General features: G+C 63.2%; 9 protein-coding genes and 1 pseudogene. 2 read left to right on the top strand and 8 right to left on the bottom strand.

Translation table 11 applies throughout. The annotated features are described in order from the left end of the window. Nucleotides 1-196: 196 nt before the first annotated feature. The 4 genes and pseudogenes from AC0L3X_RS14605 to AC0L3X_RS14620 all read right to left on the bottom strand — a co-directional run bounded on the left by AC0L3X_RS14605 (nucleotide 197) and on the right by AC0L3X_RS14620 (nucleotide 4,142). Nucleotides 197-1,552, bottom strand: a complete 1,356-nt coding sequence (locus AC0L3X_RS14605) for an esterase-like activity of phytase family protein (RefSeq protein WP_063981159.1) — start codon at nucleotides 1,550-1,552, stop codon at nucleotides 197-199. Between the two features lie 80 nt (nucleotides 1,553-1,632). Beyond that, nucleotides 1,633-2,091: a DUF6130 family protein gene (locus AC0L3X_RS14610; protein ID WP_063981160.1), complete on the bottom strand. Its 459-nt coding sequence runs from the start codon at nucleotides 2,089-2,091 to the stop codon at nucleotides 1,633-1,635. Nucleotides 2,092-2,110: 19 nt separating this feature from the next. Then, the gene (locus AC0L3X_RS14615) at nucleotides 2,111-3,118 is read right to left on the bottom strand and encodes an alpha/beta fold hydrolase (RefSeq protein ID WP_063981161.1); all 1,008 of its coding nucleotides are present in this window, start codon (nucleotides 3,116-3,118) and stop codon (nucleotides 2,111-2,113) included. A gap of 52 nt (nucleotides 3,119-3,170) precedes the next feature. Beyond that, nucleotides 3,171-4,142 (bottom strand): annotated as a pseudogene (locus tag AC0L3X_RS14620) (MBL fold metallo-hydrolase). A gap of 141 nt (nucleotides 4,143-4,283) precedes the next feature. Between AC0L3X_RS14620 and AC0L3X_RS14625 the strand changes: the two are divergent. Continuing rightward, complete coding sequence (locus AC0L3X_RS14625; RefSeq protein ID WP_063986097.1) at nucleotides 4,284-5,177, top strand: LysR family transcriptional regulator; 894 nt, start codon at nucleotides 4,284-4,286, stop codon at nucleotides 5,175-5,177. 6 nt (nucleotides 5,178-5,183) lie between these two features. Here AC0L3X_RS14625 and AC0L3X_RS14630 read toward each other — a convergent pair whose 3' ends face one another. From AC0L3X_RS14630 to AC0L3X_RS14645, 4 genes are all read right to left on the bottom strand, one after another. After that, nucleotides 5,184-6,083: a carbohydrate ABC transporter permease gene (locus AC0L3X_RS14630; RefSeq protein ID WP_063981163.1), complete on the bottom strand. Its 900-nt coding sequence runs from the start codon at nucleotides 6,081-6,083 to the stop codon at nucleotides 5,184-5,186. After that, entirely contained in the window at nucleotides 6,076-7,032 is a 957-nt protein-coding gene (locus tag AC0L3X_RS14635) for a carbohydrate ABC transporter permease (protein WP_063981164.1), read from the bottom strand. Before AC0L3X_RS14635 ends, AC0L3X_RS14630 begins: the two co-directional genes overlap by 8 nt. Nucleotides 7,033-7,201: 169 nt before the next feature. Further along, nucleotides 7,202-8,545 (bottom strand): ABC transporter substrate-binding protein, encoded by a 1,344-nt coding sequence (locus tag AC0L3X_RS14640; protein ID WP_063981165.1) that lies wholly within the window; start codon nucleotides 8,543-8,545, stop codon nucleotides 7,202-7,204. A gap of 87 nt (nucleotides 8,546-8,632) precedes the next feature. Further along, on the bottom strand, nucleotides 8,633-9,676 hold the full coding sequence (locus AC0L3X_RS14645; RefSeq protein WP_028151051.1) for a C-terminal binding protein: 1,044 nt from the start codon (nucleotides 9,674-9,676) through the stop codon (nucleotides 8,633-8,635). Between the two features lie 261 nt (nucleotides 9,677-9,937). On the opposite strand from AC0L3X_RS14645, the gene AC0L3X_RS14650 reads away from it, so the two are divergent. Further along, nucleotides 9,938-11,457 (top strand): methyl-accepting chemotaxis protein (locus AC0L3X_RS14650; RefSeq protein ID WP_473316489.1); only part of this gene is annotated, 1,520 nt, incomplete at its 3' end.

The following is an 11,457-nucleotide window of genomic DNA, read 5'->3' on the forward strand; positions in this document are numbered from 1 at the left end:
CCCCCCCCCCCCCCCCCCGCCCCCCCCCCCCCCCCCCCCCCCCCCCCCCCCCCCCCAAAACACCCCCCCCCCCCCCCGCCCCCCCCCCCCGCCCGGGCGCGCCCCCCCCCCCCCCCCCACGGAGGGTGAGGCGCCACTGTCGGTTCCTTCCCTCTCCCCGTAAGAACGGGGGAGAGGGAGAGGAGAGAGCGTCGGCTTACTTCGCCTTCAGGAAATCCGCGACCTCGAGCAGCATGAACTCGTCGTCGTCGGCCTTGTTGGGATCGCGGCTGGACGAGAACGGCAGATTGTTGTCGTTGCCGACGATGATGTGGGTCTCGTCGACGCGATCGACGTTCTCGATGGTGAAGAACGGGAAGGTGTAGACGCCGTCATTGAGCGGCTTGCGGGCCTTCTTGTCGGGGTCCTGGATCTTCATCAGGTCGATATAGCCGATCTTGCGCACGGGCTTGCCGACATTGGCGTCGGTCAGCTCGATCTTGTAGACGCGCTTGAACTTGGCGATGTCGGGGAAGCAGTTCTCGCCGCGGGTGCCTTGCGGGCAGGCCTTGTCGGCGGTGCCTTCGCCGTTGTCGCGCTCGATGATCAGGCCGCCGGTCGGGTCGATCATGTTGAAGTCGCCGATGGCGTTGCCGTTCTGCTCGAACACATACTGCCAGTAGCGGCCGGTGAATTTTTCGGCAGCGACGTCGAATTCGAGGATGCGGCAGGCTTCCTTGCCGTCGACCTTCTCCCAGTCCTTCTTGTCGGCGTCCCAGATCGGGCCCTCGAGTAGGCCGTAGAGGAACTTGCCGTCCTTCGAGGACGCAAAGCCCTCATAGCCCTTGGAGCGACGGAGGTTGACGTTGGTGTAGGTCGCGCCGGGTGCGCCGGGTGTCGCCACGGCCCAGTTGTCCGGCGAGCGCACCGGCTTGCCGTCGGCAACCGTCTCGAACACGCCGAGGATCTTGCCTGATTTGTCGGCCTTCAGGATATAGGGGCCGAACTCGTCGCCGATCCAGAAGGTGTCGCCGATGATCTGGAAACCCTCGGTGTCGAAATCGGAGCCGGTGAGATAGCGCTTCTGCGTATCCTCATGCACGATGCGGAACGGCACCTTCTTGTCGGGATCGTGCAGGAAGATGGTTTCCTGGCGCTCGATCTTGCCGCTCGCCCAATCCATCTTGTAGCGGTTCAGGTACAGCATCGAATCCGGCGAGTTGGCGCGCGCGCCCATGCCGTTGTCGGTGATGACCCAGTAGCTGCCGTCGGGCATGTGCTTGATGCCGGAATGGCCCTGCAGCGGCTGGCCCTTGAACGGCAGCGACACGCCGGTCGCACGCTCATAGGACTTGCCCATCACGGTGCCGAGCGCGTCGACGCGCTTGCCGGTGGTGTATTTGCCCGAGGTCTTGAGATCGGCAGGCGCGTCGGCCGGCGCGTCGATGAAGGTCGCGGCCGGCATCACCACGTGGCCGGCGAGCTTCGCCGGGAATTCGCCCTCGTTCTGTGCAAGCGCGGTGCTCGCGGTGAGAATGATCGTTGCGACGGTGCTGAGAAAAGTCGCGCGCATGTGCGTCTCCTGTTAGTGGACGACGCCTTATGCGGATCGCATGTTGCAGTTTTGTGAAACCGGGCGAAACGCCGCAGCAGCTATTGTTTCGGCGGTGTCGGAGAGGGCGCCGGAATCTCGAAGCTGACGGTCTTGCTATCGATCACGCGGTGCGTGGGATCGGCCAACTCGAACAGTACCTTGTGCGGGCCCGGAGGCAGTCCGACCACGATCACGGTCTCGCCACTGGCATCGACAAAATGCCAGGGCGCATCATCGACCGTGATGTGGATGTGACCGATGCGCGGCGACACGTCGAGCGCGCCCTTGCCGAACACCGGTACGATCCGGAGATTTTCCGTGGTGTACTGGATGAAGACGAGGCCCTGCGCCAGTTGTTCGGCCAGCGGTGGATCGACGATCAGGCGGGCGGGCGCCTGCTTGTCGATGGCAACCAGCGGAGAGGGCCCGCGCACGTCGCGGGCGCTTTGGGCGACGGCGGCTGCCGCAAACATTGTGGAGACCGCCAGAGCGGCCACGACGTCGAGGGCCGCGTTCATGTTCGTTCCTTCCAGGTTATCAGGCGATCTTGCGGCCGAGGAAGTCGCGGATCAGCGGAACCATCTCGTCGAATCTGTCCTCGAGCGCGAAATGACCGGTGTTGATCAGGTGAAACTCTACTTGCGGCAGGTCGCGCTTGTAGGGATGGGCGCCGTCGGCCGGGAAGATGAAATCGTTCTTGCCCCAGACGATCAGCGTCGGCGGCTTGTGCTTGCGGAAGTAGGCTTGCACCGCGGGATACAGCGGCAGATTGGTCCGGTAATCGTAGAACAGGTCCATCTGGATATCGCTGTTGCCGGGCCGGTCGAGCAGCGCCTGATCTTGTACCCAATTGTCGGGTGAAATCCGACTTACGTCCGACATGCCGTCGGTGTACTGGAATTTCGTCGTTTCCAGCGTGACCAGCTTCATCAATGCCTGTCGGCTGGTATCGGACCCGTCGGCCCAGTATTGCTTGATCGGATTCCAGAACTCCTTCAGCCCTTCGTCATAGGCGTTGCCGTTCTGCACGATCAGGCCGCTGACGCGCTCGGGATGCTTGAGCGCCAGCCGCCAGCCGACCGGGGCGCCGTAATCCATCACGTACATCGCATAGCGGGTGACACCAAGTTGGCCGAGCAGGCCGTCAACGAGTTCGCCGAAGCGATCGAAGGTGTATTTGAACGACGTGCGCGGCGGCATGTCGCTCTGGCCGTAGCCGGGATAGTCGGGAGCGATCACGTGATAGCGGTCCGCCAAAGCCGGGATCAGGTTGCGAAACATGTGCGAGGAGGTCGGAAAGCCGTGCAGCAGCAGCACCACCGGTGCATCCTTGGGCCCCGCTTCGCGGTAGAAGATCTTGATCCCGTCGACGGATTTGGTTCGATAGTAGACGACCGGATAAGAACCGGTGGCGCCGCGGCTGTCGCGCTGCGGTTTCGCCGATGCATCCGGTGAAGCGGTGGCAACGGCCATTCCGGATAGTCCGGCGACCAGGCGACGACGATCAATGTGGCTCTGTGGCGGCGGGACGTCTGCACTTTTCATGTCGATCTCCTGTCAAGAATCGATAGCTCGCAGACGTCCTTCGTCCGCCGCTTCAAACGCCTTCGTAGACCAGCCGGGTGAAGAAGCCGGGATCGATCACGAACTGCCCCCATATCGCATCGAAGGCCGCGGTCGGTTTGGCGGCCACGGCTTCGTCCCGCGTTCGTCCCTGGCTCTTGAGACGGGCGACGTTGTCTCGGATCGTGATCAGCATGTCGCGAAACGCCTGGAGTTCGGCTCTGTTGCCGACCGGCTTGCCGTGACCGGAGATCACGATCGTATCCTGTCCGGTCGCTGCGAGATTGGCTTCGGAAGCCGCGATCATCCCGTTGATGCTGCCGCCGGTCGAGTAGTCGATGAACGGATAGATGCCGTTCCAGAAGGTATCGCCGACATGAACGACGTTGGCTTCTGCAAAAGTGATGGAGATGTCGCTATCGGTATGCGCGGGCCCGTAATATTTCAGGTCGATCGAGCTTCCATTGAGCCTGAGCTTGTGGTTGCCGGCAAAGACTTCACTGGGGATTCCGCCCGCGCCGAGCGGAAGGAAATTGTAGTCCCAGTCCTCTACGCGCTGAACTTCGAGGAGGTACTTTCGCGTGTTCTCCTGCGCGATGATCCTGGCGCCAGCGGAATGGAGCCATTCGTTGCCATCGGCGTGATCGAAATGTCAGTGGGTGTTGACGAGATGGGTGACGGGATCGGCGCCGAGATCGGCCATCGCTTTGGTGAGCTGGGGACGCGAGACGCGGATGCCGGCATCGACTAAAACCTTGCCGTCGGGACCGGTCAGGACCGCGACATTTCCGCCGGAGCCTTCGAGCACGGCTATGTTGCCTCGGAGTTTGTGCGTGGTGATCGGCGATGTCGCCGCACTGTCCTTGATCAGGCTGACAAGGCCTCGCGCTTCAGCGTAGGCCTGCCGCGGCGAAAGCCAACCGTTAGTAGCGGCAATCGTCGCGCCGCTCAGGCAGCAGAGACAGAAATTGCGGCGCGACAGCAGGGCTCTGGTCTCTAACTCCATAGCGTCCTCGATTGACGGCCGGGCGACGGCATTCAAAACGCACGGCGGCTTTGCGCATATCCACCGCGTAGCCGATTGTCGCTGTAGGGAGCAGACGGTATGCTTGAGAAGCACCTTCTCAAGATATGGAAAGCGTATCCGATGGACCGGTTGGAGGCAATGTCGGTGATCGTCGCGGTCACTGAGACAGGAAGCTTTTCAGCCGCTTCGCGGCGCCTCAACACGCCGGTCGCGACAGTCAGCCGCACGGTCGCCGAGCTGGAGGCGCGGTTGAAGGCCCAACTATTTCAGCGATCCTCGCGCCAGATGAAGCTGACCGATGTCGGACGATCCTACATCGAAGCCTGCAAGCGCATTATCGGGCAGGTAGACGACGCGGAGCGCGAGGTCTCCGGCGAGTACAGGATTCCGAAAGGAGATCTCGCGGTCACGTCGCCCTGGGGGCTCGGACACATGCACCTGTTGCCGATCGCGCTCGAATTCATGGATGCCTTTCCAGACATCGCGCTACGGCTCGTCCTGACCGACCGCATTGTCAACACGGCCGAGGAGAATATCGACATTTCGGTCCGCATCGGCAACCTCCCGGACAGCAACCTGATCGCGACCCGAGTCGGCTCGGTCCGGTTCGTGCTCTGTGCGAGTCCCAGTTATGTTGCCAAGCACGGCCAACCGAAGGTGCCTGCCGATCTGGCTGCTCATGACTGTATCAGTATCGACAGCCTCGCGGCTCAGCGGAACTGGAAGTTCGTCATCGACGGCCGCGAAGTAGCGGTGCCGATCCGGTCGAGATTGACTTTGAGCGACTCCGAGGCTGCGGTCGAAGCCGCGATCGCGGGTGCCGGCATCACCCGCGTCATGTCGTACAAGATGGAAGCCGCACGGCGCGCCGGAAAGCTCGCTTTGATGCTGGAACCATTCGAACAGGCGCCATGGCCGGTGCATATCGTCTACGCGGAGCGCAAGCCCGAGCCACTCAAGCTCAGATCTTTTCTCGACTGGGCCACGCCGCGCCTTAAGGAGCGGCTCGCTTAGCTCGTGTTACTCCTTCACCGCGCCGGTCAACGAGGAGACGTAATAATCCACGAACAGCGAATAGAAGATCGCAACCGGCAGCGAGCCGAGCAGCGAGCCGGCCATCAGCGCGCCCCACTGGTAGACGTCGCCGGTGACGAGCTCGGTCAGGATCGCGACCGGCACGGTCTTGTTGGCGCCGCTCTGGATGAAGGCGAGCGCGTAGATGAACTCGTTCCAGGACAGCGTGAAGGAGAAGATGCCGGCCGAGATCAGCCCGGGCACCGCCAGCGGCAGCGTGATCCGCCGCAGGATCTGCAGGCGCGTGGCGCCGTCGACCAGCGCGCATTCCTCGAGCTCGTAGGGGATCGACTTGAAATAACCGATCAGGAGCCAGGTGCAGAACGGCACCAGGAAGGTCGGATAGACCAGGATCAGCGCCAGCGGTGAGTCGAACAGGCCGAACTGCACCACGACGGTGGCGAGCGGGATGAACAGGATCGAGGGCGGAACGAGATAGGCGAGATAGATGCCGAGGCCGACATAGGGGCTGCCGCGGAAGCGCAGCCGCTCGATGGCATAGGCGGCGAGCGTGCTCGCGATCAGCGACAGCGTGGTCGACCCGATCGCCACAATCATCGTTGTCCACAGCCAGCGCGGATAGGCGGTGTCGAACAGCAGGTGCTTGACGTGAGCCAGCGTCGGCGAGGTGATCCAGAACGGGTTGTGATCCTTGAAGTTCATCAGCTCGGCGTTCGGCTTGAACGACGTGATCGCCATCCAGTAGAACGGAAACAGCAGGATCAGCACGAAGCAGCCGAGCGGCAGGTAGATCATCATCAGCCGCCGCAGCCCGGAATCCCAGGCCATGGTATCGGGCGCCGCCTTCGCGTCGGCCACGGCAGGTTGGGCGACGGTATCAGTCATTGCTCTCTCCCTGCTGCCATTTGCGGCGCGCCAGGCCGAAATATGAGAACAGCGTCGCGAACACCAGGAACGGGATCATCGACACCGCGATCGCGGCACCTTCGCCGAGCTCGCCGCCGGCAATGCCGCGCTGGAAGGCCAGTGTCGCCAGCAGATGGGTCGAATTGACCGGCCCGCCGCGGGTGATGGCATAGACGAGCTGGAAGTCGGTGAAGGTGAAGATGATCGAGAAGGTCATGACGATGGCGAGGATCGGCATCATCATCGGGAAGGTGATGTAGCGGAAGCGCTGCCAGGCGCTGGCGCCGTCGAGCATCGCGGCCTCGTAGAGCGAAGGCGAGATGGTCTGCAGGCCCGCCAGCAGCGAGATCGCGACGAAGGGAATGCCGCGCCAGATATTGGCGGCGATCAGCGAGAAGCGCGCCGGCCAGGGCGCGCCGAGGAAGTCGATATTGGTGGTGCGCCAATGCAGCACGTCCACCAGCAGGTAGGAGATGATCGAGAATTGCGGATCGTAGATCCACCAGAACGCCAGCGCCGAGAGCACCGTCGGCACGATCCAGGGCAGCAGCACGATGGCGCGGAGCAGGCTCTTGAACGGAAAATGGTTGTTGAGCAGCAGCGCGAGCCAGAAGCCGAGCGCGAACTTTCCGAAGGTCGCGACCGCCGTATAGAACACGCTGTAGAACACCGCGCCCCACCAGAGGGGATCGGTGAGCAGATACTGGAAATTCTCAAGGCCCACGAAGACGCCACGTCGGCCGATCGTGGTGTCGGTGAAGGCGAGCCAGATGCCGAGACCGAGCGGATAGGTCAGAAACACCGCGAGGAGCCCGATCGCGGGCGCCAGGCACATCACGATCAGGAACGGCTTGTAGTCGAACAGCCGCACCAGCCAGGATTGCTGCCGGTGCGCCAGTACGGGGGAGGAGAGGGTGGTCACGGACATCGGGTCGTTGTCCTGTTCTAGGCTGTTACCACACCGCCATTGCGAGCGAAGCGACTTGTCCGCCGTAGCTTTGGCGAAGGCAGAAGCAATCCAGTCTGTCTCCGCAGTTGCAGTCCGGATTGCTTCGTCGCGTCGCTCCTCGCAATGACGGCCGCGTTGTCGTCGGCCGCTACCTCTGTCTGCGGAAGTACCGCTTGCAGCGCTGTTCCGCTTCCGCAGCCGCGGCTTCGGGCGTCGCCGCACCGGTCGCGACCGAGGCGAACATCTGCACCGTCACATAGTCCGCGCGAACAGCACCGGTGGCGGTCGAAATCGGACCCTTGAAGCCGGCGTAATACGTGCTGTTCATGGTGTCCCTGAAGATCGCGACCTTGGGATCGCCCTTCCACACCGCCGCATCGGCGTAGGCCGCAAGCGGTTGCGACCAGTAACCGCTGTTGGCGTTGAGCCACGGCTCGTACTGGTCCTTCTCCAGCATGAACTGCAGGAAGGCCTTCGCCGCGTTCGGATACTGGCTGTGCTTGAACACCATGGCGTTCAGCGTCAGTCCCGACATCGGCGAGATCGGTGCAAGGCCCTTCGGCAGCAGCTGATGTTCGGAATCCTCGGCGATCGCCGCGGTCGCCGGATCGTTCTTCAGCGAAAAATACAGCGAGACGCCGTTCGCCGTCAGCCCGATTTCCTGCGAGGAATAGGCGCGATTGTTGCTGACGTCGTTCCAGGACGGCGTACCGGCGATGAAGGTCGGGTAGAGCTCCTTCACGAAATTCAGCGCCGCGATGGTCTCCTTGCTGTTGATGGTGACATTGCCTTCCTCATCCAGCAGCGAGGCATTGTGCGACCACATCATCCAGTCCGCAAAGCCGTTGCCGTCGCCGACGGCATTGCCCAGCGCAAAGCCCGCGGGCTTGCCGGCTTTCTGCAGCTTCTTGCAGAGGTCGAGGAGTCCGGCATGGTCCTCCGGCGCCTTGTCGAACCCGACGGATTTGAGGATGGACTTGCGATAGATCAGGGGACCGGCGGTGGCCCCGAACGGGAGCCCGATCCAGGTATCGCTCTTGGCCTTTTTGCCGTAGGCCTTCGCAAGGTTCTGCCAGCCGCCATACTTCTTGCCGAGATAGTCGGCGACGTCGGTCAGCTCGATCAGCTTGTCGACATAGATGTGCGGCGCGTCGGAGAAGCCGATGATGATGTCGGGGCCGGCGCCGGAATTCGAGGTCACCGCGGTCTGCTGGTTGATGTCCTCCCAGCCGACGAAGTCGACCTTGACCTCGACCCCGGTCTCCTTGGTGAATTTTGCCGCATTGGCGCGGAACACGTCTTCGTCGGCCTGGACGAAGCGCACCGGCCGCAGCATGCGCAGGGTTGCGCCTTTTTCGATCGGCAATTTCGGTGCGGGGACGTCCGCGGCCTTGATCGCGGATTGAGCGTGCGCTGCAACACCGGTTGCCGCGAGCGCCGTAGCGGACAGGCCCAGAGCCAAGGCATCACGACGGGTGATGTCGTTCCTCATCAGTTCCTCCCTATGATGTCTCCCTTCCCGGCGTTGATCGCCGGTGAAGGGCCGTTCCGATTCCCGGCGCGTTTTGCGGCCGGCCGCCTAGCTGTTCGGTCCGCGATCCATGCTGACGGGCTGCCAGCGGCGGAGCGCGGTGTTCTGCAGCACCGACGGATTGACGCAGCTTACCGGCCACATGCCCTGAAGCACCAGTGACAATTCGTAGCCCACGCGGCGCTTGCGCGCCTCGTCGAACCGTGCCGAGGCCGAGGCGACATGGGCGGTCAGCGTCACGTTCTCCATGCTGAGGATGGGATTGTTGTGCGAGGGGGGCTCCTTCTCCAGCACGTCGAGGGCGGCGTGGGCAATCCAGCCCTCCTGGAGCGCCTTGATCAGGCTTTCCTCGTCGACGGTGGCGCCGCGGCCGGTATTGATGAAAACCGATCCCTTCTTCATCTGCCGGAAGTGCTTCTCGGTCAGCATGTGATGCACCTCGGGCCTTGCAGGGGCGTGCATCGAGACGAAGTCGGATTGCGACAGCACCTCGTTCAGCGTCGCCGGGATCACGCCATGGTCGTACATCAGCGTTTCCTGGATGAAGGGATCGTAGGCCATCATGCGCAGGCCGAACGGGGCGGCGCGCTTCGCAACTGCACGCGCGACGCGGCCGAACGAGATGAAGCCGAGCGTCTGGCCCATCAGCCGCGGGATCTTCAGCAGCGCTGGCCGGCCTTCGGCCCAGCGCCCGTCGCGTACCATCCTGTCCTGCTCGACCAGGCGGCGGAAGCCGGCGAGCAGCAGCATCATGGCGTGGTCGGCGACCTCCTCGATGAAGGTATCGGGAATGTTGGTAACGGGAATGCCGCGGGCGGTCGCGGCCTTCACGTCGACGCTGTCGACGCCGACCGAGCCGAGCGTGATCACCTTGCAGCTATCAAGTGCGTCGATGATCGACTTGGTGATGGGGATGCCCTTGGCGTAGATGGCATCGGCGTTTTTCGCGGCGGCGATGAACTCGGCCTCATTGGCGGGGGCTTCGACGATCTCGGCATCGATCGGATCGAGCGCCTCTCGCTCGAAGGAATAGTCGCTGCCTGCGACCGTGAAGCTCGCGCCCTTCGGCGTCACCACCCTGTATTTCGGCATTTCCTGCTCCCGATTTGGTCTGTCGGTTCTTGTTGTGACCCGCACCTTGTGGGCGGGCCTTTGCGTCTTTTACGCGAAATCGGAGCGGTCGCGTACAATCGTCGGTTGCCGCTGCGGCGATTTATTCGACTGTTTCGGCCTTCCGTCCGGGCTTCTACGGAGCCGCCCGTAACAGGTTGATAAGAGGTCACACACTAAAAGTTGAATCAAATTTATCGATTCCCTTGCGCGCCCGTATCCCATTATTGCCGGAGCTGTCCCGTGAAGTTGAGCAATCTGAAGATCGCCCCGAAGCTCGGTATCCTTGTCGGCGTCACCCTGTTGGGCCTTTGCGTCTCCGGTGTTCTCGCCGGCTATCTGATGAAGCGCGAGATGGTCAATGCGCGCATCGACCAGGCCAAATCGATCGTCGACCTCGGTCGCAACTACGCCGCGGCGCTGAAGAAACGCGTCGATGCCGGCGAGCTGACGAAGGATGCGGCGATGGCCGACCTTCGCCGCTACGGCAACGCGATGACCTACGACAACGGCTCGGGCTACCTGTTCGGCACGTCCTATGACGGCATCACCCAGCTCGCGCCCGATCCGAAGCAGATCGGTAGCAACCGCATGGATGTCGTGACCAACGGCCGCAAGCTCTCCGTCGAGCTGATGGACGGCGTCAAGGCCAACGGCTCGATCCTGCTCTATTATGATTACGTGAAGCCCGGCCAGGAGACGCCGATCAGCAAGATCGGTTACGCCGTCGCGGTGCCCGGTTTCGACATGTATCTCGGCACCGGCGCCTATCTCAGCGACATCGACGCCAAGATGGGCCCGGTCTACTGGCTGCTAGGTCTTGCCATGCTCGGCATCGTCATCGTCGCCGGCGGCGTTGCCTGGCTGATCAGCCGCGGCATCAGCCGTCCGCTGGAGCTGCTCGGCGCCCGCATGAAGGATCTCGCCGACGGCAAGCTCGAGGGTGAGATTCCCGGGGTTGGTCGCGGCGACGAGGTCGGCGCGATGGCTTCGACCGTCCAGATCTTCAAGGACAACGCGGTCCGCATCCGCGGCCTCGAGAAGACCGAGGCCGATGCCAAGGAGCGTGCCGCGGCGGAACGTCGCAGCGCGATGGAGGGCATCGCCAGCGATTTCGAGCGCAGCGTCAACGGCATCGTCCGCTCGGTCTCCTCGGCCGCCGCCGGCATGCAGAGCACCGCGCAGTCGATGACCGCGACGGCCAGCGACGCCTCGTCGCGTGCGGCGACGGTCGGCGCCGCCTCGCAAAAAGCCTCCGGCAATGTCGGCACGGTTGCCGCGGCCGCCGAAGAATTGTCGAGCTCGGTTGCGGAGATCTCCCGCCAGGTCACGCGTTCGACCGAAGTCGCGAGCCGGGCCGTCAGCGATGCCGAGCGCACCAACGCCACCGTACAGGTGCTCTCGACCGGCGCCGAGAAGATCGGCGAGGTCGTCAAGCTGATCCACTCGATCGCGGCGCAGACCAACCTGCTCGCGCTCAACGCCACCATCGAAGCGGCGCGCGCCGGCGAGTCCGGCCGGGGCTTCGCGGTCGTGGCCTCCGAGGTCAAGGCGCTGGCGAACCAGACCGCGAAGGCGACCGAGGAAATCTCCGCCCAGGTCGCGGCGATGCAGACCTCGACCAGCGACGCGGTCACGGCGATCTCCGGCATCACCCAGACCATCGCCGAAATGAGCGAGATCACCGCCGGCATTTCTGCCTCGATCGAGCAGCAGGGCGAAGCGACCCGCGAGATCGCCCGCAACATCCAGTCGGTCGCGGC

The organism is Bradyrhizobium sp. MI1.7 (assembly GCF_055811795.1).

Coding starts and splice junctions, on each gene's coding strand:
- AC0L3X_RS14635 (WP_063981164.1), bottom strand. CDS start 7,032: ATGTCCGTGACCACCCTCTCCTCCCCCGTACTGGCGCACCGGCAGCAA.
- AC0L3X_RS14645 (WP_028151051.1), bottom strand. CDS start 9,676: ATGCCGAAATACAGGGTGGTGACGCCGAAGGGCGCGAGCTTCACGGTC.
- AC0L3X_RS14640 (WP_063981165.1), bottom strand. CDS start 8,545: ATGAGGAACGACATCACCCGTCGTGATGCCTTGGCTCTGGGCCTGTCC.
- AC0L3X_RS14605 (WP_063981159.1), bottom strand. CDS start 1,552: ATGCGCGCGACTTTTCTCAGCACCGTCGCAACGATCATTCTCACCGCG.
- AC0L3X_RS14630 (WP_063981163.1), bottom strand. CDS start 6,083: ATGACTGATACCGTCGCCCAACCTGCCGTGGCCGACGCGAAGGCGGCG.
- AC0L3X_RS14610 (WP_063981160.1), bottom strand. CDS start 2,091: ATGAACGCGGCCCTCGACGTCGTGGCCGCTCTGGCGGTCTCCACAATG.
- AC0L3X_RS14615 (WP_063981161.1), bottom strand. CDS start 3,118: ATGAAAAGTGCAGACGTCCCGCCGCCACAGAGCCACATTGATCGTCGT.
- AC0L3X_RS14625 (WP_063986097.1), top strand. CDS start 4,284: ATGGACCGGTTGGAGGCAATGTCGGTGATCGTCGCGGTCACTGAGACA.